The organism is Vibrio navarrensis (assembly GCF_015767675.1).
In the GTDB taxonomy this organism is placed as follows: Bacteria; Pseudomonadota; Gammaproteobacteria; order Enterobacterales; family Vibrionaceae; genus Vibrio.
In genome coordinates this window covers 2,420,965-2,436,478 of record NZ_CP065217.1, presented here as the reverse complement: position 1 = coordinate 2,436,478, position 15,514 = coordinate 2,420,965, and the positions used below count along the sequence as shown (strand labels likewise).

General features: G+C 48.1%; 12 protein-coding genes, 1 pseudogene and 1 riboswitch. Of the genes and pseudogenes, 5 read left to right on the top strand and 8 right to left on the bottom strand.

Features of this window, described 5'->3' with window-relative positions; all coding sequences use genetic code 11:
* Positions 1–75: 75 nt before the first annotated feature.
* Positions 76–1,440 carry an endonuclease/exonuclease/phosphatase family protein gene (locus tag I3X05_RS11610; RefSeq protein WP_337970735.1) on the bottom strand — a complete coding sequence of 455 codons (1,365 nt, stop codon included), beginning with the start codon at positions 1,438–1,440 and terminating at the stop codon, positions 76–78.
* A gap of 455 nt (positions 1,441–1,895) precedes the next feature.
* Here I3X05_RS11610 and I3X05_RS11605 point away from each other — a divergent pair, with 455 nt between their 5' ends.
* Positions 1,896–2,360, top strand: a complete 465-nt coding sequence (locus I3X05_RS11605; RefSeq protein ID WP_045569563.1) for a DUF2846 domain-containing protein — start codon at positions 1,896–1,898, stop codon at positions 2,358–2,360.
* 86 nt (positions 2,361–2,446) lie between these two features.
* Here I3X05_RS11605 and I3X05_RS11600 read toward each other — a convergent pair whose 3' ends face one another.
* The gene (locus I3X05_RS11600; protein WP_045569562.1) at positions 2,447–3,451 is read right to left on the bottom strand and encodes an adenosine deaminase; all 1,005 of its coding nucleotides are present in this window, start codon (positions 3,449–3,451) and stop codon (positions 2,447–2,449) included.
* A 74-nt stretch (positions 3,452–3,525) separates the two neighbouring features.
* Positions 3,526–3,625: riboswitch (purine riboswitch) on the bottom strand.
* Between the two features lie 231 nt (positions 3,626–3,856).
* Here I3X05_RS11600 and I3X05_RS11595 point away from each other — a divergent pair.
* Positions 3,857–5,290 (top strand): AGE family epimerase/isomerase, encoded by a 1,434-nt coding sequence (locus tag I3X05_RS11595; protein ID WP_171816701.1) that lies wholly within the window; start codon positions 3,857–3,859, stop codon positions 5,288–5,290.
* A 57-nt stretch (positions 5,291–5,347) separates the two neighbouring features.
* On the opposite strand, the pseudogene I3X05_RS11590 reads toward I3X05_RS11595, so the two are convergent.
* The 3 genes and pseudogenes from I3X05_RS11590 to gap all read right to left on the bottom strand — a co-directional run.
* Positions 5,348–5,728, bottom strand: a pseudogene (locus I3X05_RS11590) (methyl-accepting chemotaxis protein); the annotation flags it as partial.
* Between the two features lie 103 nt (positions 5,729–5,831).
* Complete coding sequence (locus tag I3X05_RS11585; RefSeq protein WP_193168123.1) at positions 5,832–6,716, bottom strand: D-hexose-6-phosphate mutarotase; 885 nt, start codon at positions 6,714–6,716, stop codon at positions 5,832–5,834.
* Positions 6,717–6,903: 187 nt separating this feature from the next.
* Positions 6,904–7,899 (bottom strand): type I glyceraldehyde-3-phosphate dehydrogenase, encoded by a 996-nt coding sequence (gene gap, locus I3X05_RS11580; protein WP_045569558.1) that lies wholly within the window; start codon positions 7,897–7,899, stop codon positions 6,904–6,906.
* A 338-nt stretch (positions 7,900–8,237) separates the two neighbouring features.
* On the opposite strand from gap, the gene msrB reads away from it, so the two are divergent.
* Positions 8,238–8,657: a peptide-methionine (R)-S-oxide reductase MsrB gene (gene msrB / locus I3X05_RS11575; protein ID WP_139046274.1), complete on the top strand. Its 420-nt coding sequence runs from the start codon at positions 8,238–8,240 to the stop codon at positions 8,655–8,657.
* A 135-nt stretch (positions 8,658–8,792) separates the two neighbouring features.
* On the opposite strand, the gene I3X05_RS11570 is transcribed toward msrB, so the two are convergent.
* A complete protein-coding gene (locus I3X05_RS11570) occupies positions 8,793–9,611 on the bottom strand; it encodes a DUF2989 domain-containing protein (protein WP_413470317.1) in 819 nt (272 codons plus the stop codon).
* 104 nt (positions 9,612–9,715) lie between these two features.
* Here I3X05_RS11570 and I3X05_RS11565 point away from each other — a divergent pair, with 104 nt between their 5' ends.
* Positions 9,716–10,000 carry a YeaC family protein gene (locus I3X05_RS11565; protein ID WP_337970734.1) on the top strand — a complete coding sequence of 95 codons (285 nt, stop codon included), beginning with the start codon at positions 9,716–9,718 and terminating at the stop codon, positions 9,998–10,000.
* An 84-nt stretch (positions 10,001–10,084) separates the two neighbouring features.
* Here I3X05_RS11565 and ansA read toward each other — a convergent pair whose 3' ends face one another.
* Positions 10,085–11,098, bottom strand: coding sequence for an asparaginase (gene ansA, locus I3X05_RS11560; protein WP_039430003.1), 1,014 nt, complete (start codon positions 11,096–11,098; stop codon positions 10,085–10,087).
* Between the two features lie 98 nt (positions 11,099–11,196).
* Positions 11,197–13,047, bottom strand: a complete 1,851-nt coding sequence (gene sppA, locus I3X05_RS11555; protein ID WP_337970733.1) for a signal peptide peptidase SppA — start codon at positions 13,045–13,047, stop codon at positions 11,197–11,199.
* Between the two features lie 281 nt (positions 13,048–13,328).
* Between sppA and I3X05_RS11550 the strand changes: the two genes are divergently transcribed.
* Complete coding sequence (locus I3X05_RS11550) at positions 13,329–15,341, top strand: NADPH-dependent 2,4-dienoyl-CoA reductase (RefSeq protein ID WP_193168122.1); 2,013 nt, start codon at positions 13,329–13,331, stop codon at positions 15,339–15,341.
* The last annotated feature ends 173 nt before the right edge of the window (positions 15,342–15,514 follow it).

The window sequence follows — 15,514 nt, the reverse complement described above, 5'->3', positions numbered from 1 at the left end:
AACACGAAATAAATTCTCTCCCGCCACTTTAGGCATCTTGAGGCTCGATGCACAAAGTAGCGAGAGAGAAAATGGTTAGAACTGCGCCTGAATCCAGATCATCCGATGGTCAGAAGAGACGTCTTTTCCGTTACCGTATTTGCCGATACGAGCGTCATTAAATAAGGCGCGACCCGCTTCATAGGAAGCAGGCCAGTAGATACCAGAATCAACAATGTTCAAGGTTGCCGACGGCATAGCGTAATCGACGCCAAGGCCAAAGGTTGACGAAATGCGATTCGGATATGGGTGGTTTACCGCTTTATCGACCGCATGCTCTGCGGCACCGAAGCTGGTTGGGTACAACTCACCATTCATTACTTTTTGATTCAGCAATGGATCAGCGTGCAGATCTTTCATCACCTGACTGATGCCGTCACCCGAGACTGGATCGAGGTTGAGATCGCCCATGATGACAAAATGTGAGCCAGTTTTCAGGCCGCCATTCTTACCAGCATCGTCGTAGAAGTAGGCTTTGTTTTGCACATAGTCATGCCAAAATGCGACTTCAGCCGCGTTCTGCGCTTTGTTCTTGCCCGGGTCAAACACCGGAGGTGTTGGGTGAGAGAGCAGCAGGTGCACGACTTGATTGCCGTGGGCAGTTGGAATAATGATTGGTGCGTCGACGTGGTTTTTCGACGACAAACGTACCTGTTGCCACTCATCATCGCTGTACCAATTATCACCGCACTTCATACCCGCAGGGATAGTTTGAGAGCCGTCGCAAATGGTGATGGTAGGAACTTGCGCGCCTTGCATATCTTTCCATTTAAAGGTTTGGAAGGTTCGTGTGTTGGCATTATCTATTTCAAATTTAGACATCAAAGCAAACGCGTATTGGCCGTGATACAAACCAAATCCCCACGCATCGCCCGGCATTTGACCCGCATTGCCGTTGTTATCCAAGTCAAATTCGCTCAGAAGACCAGTATTCGTAGCGTAAGAGTGCGCAAAAGGATACTCAATGGGTTCCAGCTCTGCACTGCCGCCAGCGCCTTGTAAACTCTGCGCTACCGACAAGTAGTTGTTTTGAAATCCAATCAGCGCCGATTTATCTTCGCCTGTACCGTCGTTATTGTACTCTGCCATCATCAGCACATCGGGGCGATTTTTCTGGATGATTGCCGCCACATTACGGATCTGGATGACTTTTTCTGCGGTGGTTTTCTCGTTGTCAGCAATACTGCCGTCGAGATACGCCGTGACCAATTGGGTTTGTTTGCTTGGTGGAATTTGCATCTCATTGACCAGATCGGCAAAGGTGGCTCGATCGAAGGAGAGATTGTACGTAGCAATTTTGACCGTGGTCGGTTGTACGTCGACGTATTTTGTTTCTTCATCACAACCAGTCAGTAACGCGGTACCGATGAGTAGGGCAAGGGGGGTAAGTAGAGTTTTCATAACCATGGAATCTCGTTGGTAATAATTGAGGCGAATACTAAATTGATCAATAACTTGAGTAAGAGACATTGCTCACACAAATGCCCGCATAGTTACATCGATTGGCATTTAATATGTGATTAATGCCAAAACCGCATCACTTCCAACAGAAAGAGAGCACGTTAATAAGCGAGATGCTGAAAGCAAATACGCTAATCGAGTTGGATGAGAGAAAAATGACAGCGTAGGACGATGGGCAAGTTTATGTTGATAGTTTTTCTAGCGACAAGAGAGTTTGGACGGTTTCTATTTGATTGAAATTTATACAGAAAAATTGATGGTGAGGGGAAATTTTGCGATTCACATTGATTATTTAATCTAAATATATTGCAGTGCGTCACATTTGCCATGTAAATGATTTTATAGATAACTTTTCTTGGATTAGCATCCCAGTTTTCTTTGGCTAGGTTAACATTATGAAAAGTAAACTAATTCTATGTTCGGCTGTACTAGCAGTACTCTCTGGTTGTGCCTCGGTTCCAACTGCCGATAAGGAAGCAACTAATCAAGCGAAGCAGTTTGCTGCTCCAACAGAAGGTAAAGCGGGCGTGTATGTTTACCGCATCGACACACCAATTGGTGCGGCACTGAAAAAGGATGTGCGCATCGATGGCGAATGTATTGGTGAAACTGCTGCGGGCGTATTCTTCTACCATGAAGTAGACGGTAATAAAGATCACATCGTGAGCACGGAGTCAGAGTTCTCACCGAATGAGCTTTCTCTGTATACGGAACAAGGTCGTCTTTACTTTGTTCAGCAGTACATCAAGATGGGTGCATTTGTTGGCGGTGCGGACGTTGTGGTGGTCGATGAATCATTAGGCAAAAAAGAAGTACTGAAAACCGACATGGCGATTAAGGGTAACTGCTCTAGCAAGTAAGTTTGCTTTTCTCGTAGCTAAAACCCTAAGCGTAACCGCTTAGGGTTTTTTGTTATGGTTGAGATGGCGTCGTGCTTAGGAGCGACTTACGCCTGACTGACAAAATTGGTTACCCTCTCGGTGAGTCGCTGTTTCTCTTCAAGGCTGATAAAGCTGGCTTCAATCGCATTGAGGCTAAACTGGGCCAGCTCTTGTTTAGTCACGGGATGAGCGTTGGCGACGGCCAGAAAATTATCGCTCATGTAGCCGCCGAAATAGGCAGGATCATCCGAGTTGAGGGTAACGCACAAACCTTGACGCAGTAACTCGACCACATTGTGCTGTTCCATGCTCTCTACCACTTTCAATTTCAGATTCGATAGCGGACAGACGGTTAACGGCATTCGACTTTGGATAAGTGTTTCCACTAACGCAGCATCCTCAACACAGCGCACGCCATGGTCAACCCGTTGTACTTTGAGCAATTCCATCGCGTTTTTTACATTCAGTGCCGGGCCTTCCTCACCAGCATGAGCAACGGCTAAAAAACCAGCTTCATGGGCTTTGGCAAATACCCGCGCAAACTTTTCGGGCGGATTGCCTTGCTCTGAAGAGTCTAAACCGACCGCGACGATTTTATCCTTGAAGGGCAGAGCCTGTTCTAACGTCGCTAGGGCGTCCTCTTCGCTCAAATGGCGCAGAAAACACATAATCAATTGGCTGGAAATGCCTAACTCGTGCTTGGCTTGAGTAAGGGCGCGATGAATACCATTGACCACTGTTTCAAAGGCAATACCACGCGCGGTGTGGGTTTGCGGGTCGAAGAAGATTTCGCTATGCAGGACATTATTTTGCTGGCAACGCAGCAGATAAGCCCAAGTTAAATCGAAGAAATCTTGTTCGTGAATCAGAACATTGGCGCCTTGATAATAGATATCGAGAAAAGACTGCAAGTTAGAAAACTGGTACGCCTCGCGCACTTCATTTGGCGATGCATAAGGAATGGCAATCTGGTTACGCGTGGCCAGCTCAAACATCAGTTCGGGTTCGAGGGTACCTTCAATGTGCAGATGCAGTTCGACTTTCGGCAGTTGCTCAATAAATTGTTTCATATATCACTCTTAATCAAAAAGTTACGATTAAGCGCCATTCACCTTGAACAGAAAATCCTACAAAGAGAAAAGCGAATAATCACTTTACTCTTCGTAATCAGAACTTTACGGATCCTGGTAGAGACCCCCACACCCTATTAGTGGGGTTATACGAAGCAAATTGTCATTTCGCCCGCGTGCGGTGCAAAAACGTGCCTCGAATAATAACCAATAGTTGAGAAAAGTCCACTGTTCCACTGCCAACCAACACTTCATGCCCTTGCAGGCTATAGAGCGAGCATTGTGTGACTCAAACAGCGATATGCGTAACCGCACTTAGGTATAGTCGGTTTTATTTGTCACCTAGGGGTAATGATGAAGAAAAACAAATGGTTAAAAAGAACGTGTTTGAGTGCCGTTCTGGGAATGGGCGCGGTCATTGTGCATGCTAGTGCCGCGTCCCTTTCGTTACCAGATGGTGAGCAATGGCTGGCGCATGCCAAGCAGGGGTTAGCGCCTTATTGGATGATGCCGAGTGCCCGAGGGGAGCCAGAGGGTAATTTCCCCACCTTTCGTTGCGACGATGGACAGTTGCTGGATGTGAAACGCGTTTGCGCGGAGCTCAATTATGGTTGGATAACCCCGCATTTTGGCCGCGAATATACGCGGATGAAATCGCGGCAAACCTATGCGTACGGGGTGCTTTTTCATCTCACTGGCGATCCTGAGGCGCTCAAGCTCGCGCGTCAGGGGGCGAAGTATTTAATCGAAGAGCTGCAAGATAAGGAGCATGGCGGCTTTATCAGCTTCACTCAGCAGGGTAATGCTGGGCTTGAGTGGCAACAGCGCACTTCGCAAGATCAAGCGTATGCTTTGGTCGGGCTGGCGATGCTCTATTATCTTACTCGCGACGCGCAAATTGAGTCGGTGTTGATCCAGCAGCAGCGCTTTATTTTTGATAAGTATCGTTTACCCGATGGCAAGGGACTCGCTTGGGTGCTGGAAGATGGCGATGAACAAAGTGCCAAGCAACGTGAGCTGGTCGCTCAGCTTGATCAGATCAATGGCTATCTACTGTTGGTTGCTCCGCTACTCCCAGAACCGCATAAAAGCCGCTGGCTAGAGGATCTCAATTGGCTGACACAAGTGATGCTAAGCCACTATTACTCGGCTGAGGAACAGCGTTTCTATGGAGCAATTCATCACACATCGGTGATGATGCAAAGCGCGAAGCACAACGATTTCGGTCATACCATTAAAGCGTATTGGATGACCTATCTGAGTGGGCAAAAACTGGGCAATGCAGCTTGGCAGACGCTCGCGCACAAAGGCATGCAGCATACATTGCAGCAAGCGCAATACGCACCGAATTGGGCGGATATTGAACCTTGGGTCCCACCAGCGTTGCAAGCGCAATGGAAAGGGCAGCAAGTCCTGAGTTGGCGCAGCCGTCCGGGCAATAATGGGATTTCTTCCTGGGAATGGGCCGAATTGGACCAAGCGGCGATGACGCTGGCGTTACTCGATGGCAACGTCCCCGAGGTACTGTATTACACCTTACCAAGTTTTATGCAGATTTGGGTTGATCCTCGTTTTGGCGGCGTGGGCCTCAACCCGCAATCCACCAAGGCTTTTCACTGGGGCAATGCCTATCATCAATTTGAACATGCATTGGTTGGATACCTTTTTAGCCAGCAGATGAGCAAAAAGCCGGTTACGCTCTACTATGCGATGGACAAGGCGCAAGCAGAGCACCTCGCGCCTTATTATTTCAACGCGGATGTCCAACAGGTTGAAAGCCTACCCAATGCGGCAGGGCTGCAACGCATTAAAGTGCAGTTTACGTCGTTAAAACCATGAGCGTTACAGGCCAAGAATGAGCAAAGGGCAGGAGAACTGCCCTTGTTGGAGAAAGAGTTAGTGGAAAAAGCTCACTTGCTGCTTGAGTGAGTTCGCTTGCTTTTGTAACTCGTTGGTACTTTGCGCCGTTTGCGCGCTGGTCGCTTTGCTCTCGAGGTTGAGTTCGCTAATCGTATGAGCACTGGCGGCGATCTCTTAAGATACTTGCGCCTGCTCTTCAGCGGTGGCAGCAATCGTATCGGCCTGCGCTGCAATCGCGTGAACTTGCCCAGTAATCGCTTCTAGCGCTGAACCACCTTCTTGCGCTTTATCCAAGGCTTGATTGGCGTTGCTTTGACTTTGGGTCATCAAATTTACTGCATTAACGGTTGAGGCTTTGAGCTTGGCGATAATGGTCACGACCTCTTTGACGGACATTTGCGTGCGGTGGGCCAAGGTGCTTTGATTCTTATTAATAAATCGATTGATTAAAATTGGTCAGTCTTGAGAAATGAGTGAACAGCGGGATAAAAAAACAGCCGGGCTAGGCCGGCTGCTGAACTTATAGAGAGGAAATTGTCGTGCTGAGTTGGTGAGTTTCACCCGGTTGCAGCGTTTTACCTTGATCAATACTCGCTGCGTGCAGCGTCGATTCGACACACAACATGGTTTGATAGCCGTTATCTGACATATCGGCCATGCCTTTGGCTCCTTCAGCCCACGGGTTCCACAGTACGGCTGAGTTGTGGCCTTGGTTCTCAACACACAAGGTACGCTCAAAGAGAGGATCGTTGACGAGGATTTGCGCTTCAGGCTGAGTGTAAACGCGATCGATGGTGTCGCTCAGTTTCAGGACATTTTCACCTTGGCAAACCTGGCCTTGCAATAAGCTGTCTATGTACTCTGCGCCCATGCCGGATGTTTCCGTTTGGCTAATCTCACCCACGTTTAGATAGGTATGCAGTGCGCCAGAAAACGTCCAAGGTTTGTCATCAATGTTAGACACTTTCAGCGTCACGTTAAGCCGGTCGCCCACCTCTACGATCAAACGAGCATCAAACAGATAGGGCCAAATCTGGTGGGTCTCTTCGCTGGCAAATAAACCTAATTCGACAATCACACCGCTTTCGTTTTCGCGATGTTCCAGCAACTGCCACTCAGTTGATCGGGCAAAACCGTGTGCTGGCGCGGCAATGCGGCCAAACCAAGGCCAACACACCGGGATCCCACCGCGTAGCGCCGCTTTGCCGTCAAAGATCGCCTTGTCACTCATCCAAATCAACTCTTTTTGGCCTTGAGGCGCAAAAGAGACCACGTGGCCGCCATGTAAAGCAATGCCTGCGCTCGCTTTTTCGTGCATGACACGGACAATTTTCACTTGATCGACTTCGACGATGGTCACGCAATCGGATAGCACCGTAAGAGCAGGAAGGTTTTTGAGTTCCATCTGTATATCCTTAAAAATCAGCTTCTAAAGATAAGATTTGCCAAAACCAAATGTCGAGTTGCTGTGTTGAATCGTCAGCAATAGCCAACTGAAATTGGTATTCACAAATCTCTGATACTAAAAAGGCGACCTAAGGTCGCCTTTTTGTCTAACGAAAGTTTTCGTTAATCACTTTTAAATCTAAGGATTACTTAGAGATGTGAGCAATTAGGTCTAGAACTTTGTTTGAGTAACCGATTTCGTTGTCGTACCAAGATACAACTTTAACGAAGTTATCAGTTAGAGCGATACCCGCTTTAGCATCGAATACAGAAGTTTGAACTTCACCGATGAAGTCTTGAGAAACGACTGCATCTTCAGTGTAACCTAGAACGCCTTTTAGTTCGCCTTCAGAAGCTTCTTTCATTGCTGCACAGATAGCTTCGTAAGATGCACCGTTTTTAAGGTTAACAGTTAGGTCAACAACAGAAACGTTAGCAGTTGGTACGCGGAAAGCCATACCAGTTAGTTTGCCGTTTAGTTCTGGAAGAACAACGCCTACTGCTTTAGCTGCGCCAGTTGAAGATGGGATGATGTTCTGAGAAGCACCACGGCCACCGCGCCAGTCTTTCGCAGAAGGACCGTCTACAGTTTTTTGAGTTGCTGTAGTTGCGTGAACTGTTGTCATCAGACCAGACTCGATACCGAACTTGTCGTTAAGAACTTTAGCGATAGGAGCTAGACAGTTAGTCGTACAAGAAGCGTTAGAAACGATGTCTTGACCAGCGTAAGAAGTGTGGTTAACACCCATTACGAACATTGGAGTCTTGTCTTTAGAAGGACCAGTTAGAACAACTTTCTTAGCACCAGCTGTGATGTGTTTACGAGCTGTTGCGTCGTCTAGGAATAGACCAGTTGCTTCAGCTACTACGTCAACACCGATTGCATCCCACTTAAGGTCTTCTGGGTTACGCTCAGCAGTTACACGTACAGTTTTACCGTTAACGATTAGGTTACCGCCTTCAACTTCAACAGTACCATTGAAACGGCCGTGAGTTGAGTCATACTTCAGCATGTATGCCATGTAATCTACGTCGATAAGGTCATTGATACCTACAACTTCGATGTCAGCACGCTCTTGCGCTGCACGGAAAACGAAACGACCGATACGGCCAAAACCGTTAATACCTACTTTGATAGTCATTATAGTTGCTCCACAACTTAATTTCTGATTAAAGATAACTGGTAGTAAAATTACAGAATCCAGTAAACATCTGCAAGTGATAATCGGACTTAACTTGTTTAAAGTCAAAAAAAAGCGTCGCTTTTTTTAACAATTCATCGCAAATGCTCGTTTTTTAAACTTCGAACGGATTATTCTACTCGCCAGTTGGCGTAAAATAACTCAGGAGTCAGGGACTCCTGACCCATTTTGAAACACGGGACACTATGGTGAAAAAGTATGTGCTACAACTTTAATGTTCCGCAAGTTTTTTGCAAAAAAACTCCACAGCACAATGGAAAAATAAGGAAAACGATAACGTGGTATCAGACGAAAAAAACGTGGTGAAGTCAGACCAGCAGTGGCGTGAACTGCTCTCCGAGGAAGAGTATTACATCTGTCGGCAACAGGGAACGGAGCCACCTTTTAGCGGCAAACTACTGCACAACAAAGAGACGGGAGAATATGTGTGTACGTGCTGTCAAACGCCGCTGTTCTCATCACTCAACAAGTATGACTCTGGTTGTGGTTGGCCAAGTTTTGATGCACCGATCAATGACCAAGCCATCCGCTATTTAGAAGACTTAAGTCACGGAATGAGGCGAGTTGAAATACGTTGCGCAGCCTGTGATAGTCATCTGGGACACGTTTTTCCCGACGGTCCGGCAACCACTGGCGAGCGTTTTTGTGTCAATTCTGTGTCGTTAATTTTCAACAAAATGGCAACGAATGACGAATAATTCAGCAGAATATGTTGGCTGATTTCATAAATGCTTAAGCTTTGTCACCTTTTGAGAGGGGAACGAGTGAGCGTAAAAAACCTTCTGAGAGGAAGGTTTTTGATTTAGCTTTTTTCTGTATGTTTTAAAAAGAGGTTAGAGTGTTTTGGGGACTAAACTCGCGCGATACTGGCCACTTTTCAGCGCGGACACCACTTCGTCCGCCAGTTCGTTGAGTTGTTCATATTCTTGGTCAGTAAAGCCGAACATAATATTGAGTTCGCGCTGGGTGGCGAGCGGGACGCCAAACTCTTTCGCCACCATGGCCCACAGATAGGCATGTTTCATGCGCCTTAAACCTTGGTTAGTGCTGGCGAGCGATTTGAGCGCATCGACATTCACTTTGCCATCTTTGGTAAGCTCAAGTGAATGGTTGAGTAAGGCGAGCGTTTTCTTGGCATCTCGAGTGGTATAAAACGTAGCAAGTGCGTACTGCATTTCTGCCGTCTCTAACTGTGGCGATCCTTCCATTTGTAAAAACTGACGTCGCGCTTCATGACTGCCCGTTTGGCTCCAGAGAAAGTAGAGGCTCTCAGGCTTTGAAGACTGACGCAGCTCCTTAACGATGCGCTCTAGCTCAGCAATACTGTGGACCAAGGCATTAAATCGGTTCTGTTTAAGCTCGGTTTGATCGATGGGGGTGATCTGCGAAGCGAGCTCCAAGCATTTGCGATAGTCTGCGACTAATTGGTATTCGCGAATTTTATTTTTATCGGACGGATCTTTGAGTACTTCAAAGCGATGCCAAATGAGATCGGTGCGCGCAATACGGCACTGGCCGTCATCCATATTGAGTTTATTGCAGCGTAAATCGGGATAAGCCTGGCATAACTGTTCGGTGGTTTTGTTACCTTCAAGACAGCCACTAAGAAATAAGGGAAGGCTTAATGGGATTAACCATTTTTTTACTTTCATAGACGTTTGCTTGTGATCCATTACAACAATTCATTTACTCTTTCTTGACTCAGTTTAGTATCCGGATATTTTCTGTGAACAAAATGTCAGTAAGAAGGTAGTTTATGGACACAGAACAGCTATTAAACGCAATGACGCCAGAAGTGTATCAGCGTTTGGCTTATGCGGTAGAAACTGGGCGCTGGCCTGAGGGTACAATACTTTCGAAGGCACAGCGAGATTCCTGTATGCAAGCTGTGATGTTATATCAATCTAAGCATAATACGGACGCGCAACATATGTCGGTTGCGGCTGGTGGCGAGATTTGCTTTAAGTCTAAAGCCGAGCTGAAAAAGCAGTTTCAAACAGGACAAGAAGATATTGTTCGAGTCAATCCTAACCGAGATTGATCGCTAAAGAACCTAGAACCTAGAACCTAGAACCTAGAACCTAGAACCTAGAACCTAGAACAAGCCTAGGTTCTAAGTTTTCCTTTATAAGCTCATTTCGCCGCGCAGTACTTGCTGCATCTGCTGCTTCACTTCTTCGTAAGTCAGATTCTGGCTTAACAAGTAATGCAATTTGGCAAGAGCCGCCTCCGGTGTCATATCATAGCCACTGATCACGCCAGCTTCCGCAAGAGCGCACCCTGTCGCGTATCCGCCCATGTTGACTTTACCTGCCAAACATTGGGTCAGGTTAACGACGATTACGCCTCGTTCAGATGCCTCTTTCAAATGACCGAGCAGCTCTGGGTTTTGTGGTGCGTTACCTACACCGAAGGTCAACAGAATCATCGCATTCACAGGCTGGCGCAGCGTATTGCGGATTACTTCATGGGAAATGCCAGGGTACATGGTGATAACGCCAATCGGTTGTGGGGTGATGTGGTGCACCTTAAACTCGCCTTGCGGTTTTGCGCCGACACTGACGTTGCTGCTCACTTGGATATTGATGCCCGCTTCGAGCAAAGGCGGTAAATTCGGTGAAGTAAAGGCGTTAAAACCATCCGCGTGCGATTTCACGCTGCGATTGCCACGCATCAGTTGGTTGTTGAAGAACAGTGTAACTTCGTTAATCGGGTAGTTAGCGGCAATGTGCAGAGCATTGAGCAGGTTGGCTTGCCCATCAGAGCGAAGTTGCGCCAGAGGGATTTGTGAACCGGTAACAATCACAGGTTTACCGAGATTTTCCAACATAAAAGAGAGCGCAGAAGCGGTGTACGCCATGGTATCTGTGCCGTGCAGAATCACAAACCCATCATACTTGTCGTAGTTGTCACGAATATCATCGGCGATCTGCTGCCAATCGGCTGGCGTCATGTCTGACGAGTCGATCAGCGGCTCATATTCATGGATGGTGTATTGCGGCATCTCTGGTCGGTGGAACTCAGGCATGCTGGCAAGTTGCTTTTCCATAAAGCCAGCGACGGGTACGTAACCGTGGTCAGATTTCTGCATACCGATGGTGCCGCCCGTGTAGGCAATGTAGATGTGTTTTCTTGTCATAGTGCGTTGTCGCTCTGATGTAGGGGGAACAGAGCGGGAATTATAGCGGAATATGCTGCAATAAAAAGGGGCATCGTGTGATGCCCCAGTTGGTCGGATTACTCTACCTGACAATTCAGGCAGAAAGCATAATAGCCTTTGGGATCATTGAAGTTTTGCAGCAGCGACGCCTGTTGTTCCATTTGTTTGGCGACAGGCAGTAAGCTTTGTGGGATGAGTGATTGCACGCCAAAACCAACAGAGATAGAGACCTGCTTCATGAACTCTTGGATGAACTGTTCAGTCGGTGACAATGGCTCTTCGACCCAGTAAAGGTTATAGCTCTCGAGATTGGCCATTTTTGCCGCTTCAGCGACCGCGTCGTCAAAGTCGCCGATTTGATCAATCAGACCATGATTGAGTGCGTCAAAACCTGTCCACACTCGACCTTGAGCAACCTTGTCAACCGCTTCCAATGACATGTCGCGGTTATTGCCCACCAAGCTAATAAAACGATGGTAGCCGTGTTCAATGCCCATCTGGAACGCTTGCGCGGCGCCTTCTGAAATGCCAGTGCTGATGCCTTCTTTTGAGAACGGTGAGGTACCGACACCATCGGTATAGATACCGAGTTTGTTGAAACCTTTCTCAAACGTGGTAATGACACTGAAAATCCCAATCGAACCCGTCAGCGTGGTTGGTTGGGCGATGATCTTATCGGCGCTCATCGAAATCCAGTAGCCACCCGAGGCGGCTAGGCTAGACATTGACACCACCACAGGTTTGCCCGCGTCTTTTAAGGCTTGTACTTCGTTGCGGATGACTTCCGAAGCAAAGGCGCTGCCTCCAGGGCTGTCCACACGCAGCACAACCGCTTTCACTTTGTCGTCGTTGCGCGCTTGACGCAGCAGCCCAGCAACGGTGTCGCCTCCCACAGTGCCACGCGGTTGTTGTCCATCCATAATGGTGCCACTAGCAACCACCACCGCAACATCGTCAGCAGTGTGGTTGAAGTTGTCACGCATGGTCGCTTGGTAGTCATAATAACCAATGGCGTTGTAGCTATCTTCGCCGTTACTGCCAAATTGCTCAGCAAATTTGGCGCGCAACTGTTGCCTTGTGGCTAACTCGTCGACTAAGCCCAGTTCGAGAGCCAGTGCGGCAAGATCGCCGTTGACCGATTTGAGCTGGGTTAAGAACTCGTCCATCGAGGGATTCAGTGTTTGCGCATCAATATTACGATTGGTGGTGACATCATCGACATAAGCGCCCCACATCTGGCTTAACCAACGAGTGGCGGACTCTTTTGCCGCCGGTGACATATCATCACGAATGAAAGGTTCAATTGCCGACTTATAGGTGCCAACACGGAAGACGTGAGTGGTGACCTCCAGTTTTTCGAGCAAGGTTTTATAGTAGAGGTTGAAGGCACTGTAGCCTTTGAGCATCACGCCACCGTCCGGTGCCAAGTAAACTTTATCCGCGTAACTGGCGAGGTAGTACTGACTTTGGTTATAAAATGCGCCGATGGCGTAAATCGGCTTGCCGCTGGTTTTAAATTCGTTCAGCGCTTTGGCGATATAACGCAGTTTGGTGAGGTTCGTTTCCGGCAAATCGCGCAGCGCCAATACGATACCGGTGATCTTGTCGTCGTCTTTGGCGTAGCGAATGGTTTTCACCACGTCAAACAGCACGTTTTCTTTCGGCATTTCGTTACCAAACAAAGAGCCGGTAATGGAGTCCATCGGGTGAACATATTGGCTTTGTTCAACGATAGGGCCTGACAGGTTAAGTACCAGTGCCGAAGCTTTTTCCACTTGAGGCTGTGTTTCTGCGCCATGAAGATAAACAAAATAGATTAACGCGATGGATAGCAGAAAAATCAGGTTTGTTAGGGCTAGACGTACAAAGCTGATTGCTTTCCAGATCCCTTTAAAAATCAAACCAATGAGCTTGAATATTTTTTTCATTGTGTCTCCGTAACGAGATGCGTTGGGCTTTCGCGCGGCGAAAACCAGTTCTTATCTTTTGTATTCCGTGGTTTGACAGTGAAATAAGTTCCCTGCGGGGAGAGTAAAATCGTTCTGAGAACGCAAAAGATAATTTTTTCAAAGCTTAACATGCAACTTCATGAAATGGCATATACGAAACAAGATTGATCAGTGTTACAAATATGTAAACACCTGTTTGATTTTTTGCTTTGTTCGTCATAACGTGGTCAGACCACAATAAATAAAAATGGAAGTTTGTCATGTCTGCCATGTACCCACACTTATTACAACCATTGGATCTCGGTTTTACCCAACTACGCAATCGAGTTTTGATGGGGTCGATGCATACAGGCCTGGAAGAGCATAAGGAAGGATTGCAAAAGCTGGCTGCTTTTTATGAAGAACGTGCCAAAGGTGGCGTTGGTCTGATTGTGACCGGCGGATTCTCCCCCAATTTACGTGGCCGCTTACATCCACTCAGCGCCGAATTTAGCAAACCCAAACATGCTCGCGCGCACCAAGTGGTGACCGAAGCAGTACACAAACATGGCGGTAAAATCGCCTTGCAGATCTTACATGCGGGTCGCTATGCGATGCACCCTTTCGCGCAGAGTGCTTCGGGCATCAAAGCGCCGATTGCCAAATTCGCTCCGAGCGAAATGAGCCCAAGGCAGATCCGCAAAACCATCGACGCTTTTGCCAACAGTGCAGAGTTGGCCCAATTGGCTGGTTACGATGGTGTCGAAATCATGGGCTCAGAAGGCTACCTGATTAACCAGTTCCTCTGTAAACGCACTAACATGCGCTACGACGATTGGGGCGGCAGTTACCGTAAACGCATGCGCTTTGCGGTCGAAGTGGTCAAAGCGGTACGCAAAGCCGTTGGGCAGGAATTTATCATTATCTTCCGCCTGTCGATGCTCGATTTGGTCGAGCAGGGCAGCACGTTTGAAGACGTTATCCTACTGGCCAAAGCGCTTGAAAATGCGGGCGTGACCATTATCAATACCGGCATTGGCTGGCACGAAGCGCGCATTCCGACCATCGCTACCCAAGTACCGCGCGGTGCATTTACTTGGGTTACCGAGAAAGTTAAACCGCATGTCTCAGTACCGATAGTGACTTGTAATCGCATCAATACGCCAGAAGAAGCCGAGCGTATTTTGGCCTCAGGCCAAGCCGATATGGTTTCCATGGCCCGCCCGTTTTTGGCTGATCCGCATTTTATTGCCAAAGCGGAGCAGCAGAAAGCGCACCTCATCAACACCTGTATTGGTTGTAACCAAGCTTGTCTTGATAACGTATTTCAGGCTAAACGAGCCAGTTGCTTGGTCAACCCACTGGCGTGTTATGAGACGGAGATCGTGGTGGAGCCTGCGCTGGAGAAAAAACGCATCGCAGTGGTGGGCGCAGGGCCGGCGGGGCTCTCTTGTGCGACAACCTTGGCCAAACGTGGTCACAGTGTTGATTTGATTGAGAAAAATGACCGCATTGGTGGCCAATTCCGCTTAGCCATGCAAATTCCCGGCAAAGAAGAGTTTCGTGAAACCATTCGCTACTTTGCCAACATGATTGACGAAACAGGCGTAAACCTGCGCCTCGATACCGAAGCGAGCTTAGAGCTGCTCAAAGAGTACGACGAAGTGGTTTTGGCCACTGGGGTTGAACCGCGCAAAGTGAGCATTCAGGGGCTTGAAGGCAGCGATAAAGTGATTGACTACCAAACCCTGATTCGTGACAAAACGCCTGTGGGCGAGAAAGTGGCGATCATTGGTGCCGGTGGCATTGGCGTTGATGTGGCCAGCATGGTAACGGAGCCTGCGCAGCACACGCTCGACGATTGGCTCCACGAATGGGGCATTGATAAAGAGATGGCGCATCCGGGCGGTCTCTACCCATTCCCTGACGCCGTCAGCGATAAAACCGTGTGGCTATTGCAGCGTCGCAAAGGGCGCGTCGGCCGTGGTCCGGGGAAAACCACAGGTTGGATCCACAAACGTACTTTGGAGAAACGCGGCGTGAATCTGCTCGGTGGGGTGAGTTATGAGAAAATTACTCCAGAGGGCTTGCACATTCGTTTAGATGGCAAGGAACAGATCCTTGATGCGGATAGCATCATCGTCTGTGCAGGGCAGGAGTCCGTTCGTCCGTTTGAAAGTCAATGGTCAGAGCTGGGTGATAAACTGCACGTCATCGGTGGTGCTGATTACGCTGGCGAACTTGACGCGGTACGCGCCATCAAACAAGGGGTGAAACTGGCGATTAAGCTGTAACTACGCCAAGTGAATCAATTCAGAGCCGTGCCATGCGCGGCTTTTTTATTGGCGTTATTTCCACAGAAAACAGGGTGTTATTGACACGCTTGAATTATGCTAAAGTGAGGCGCAATCGGGTTACCCCGCTAAGAATAGCAACTCACTGACTCACACTTTTGAAAAGGACAGAT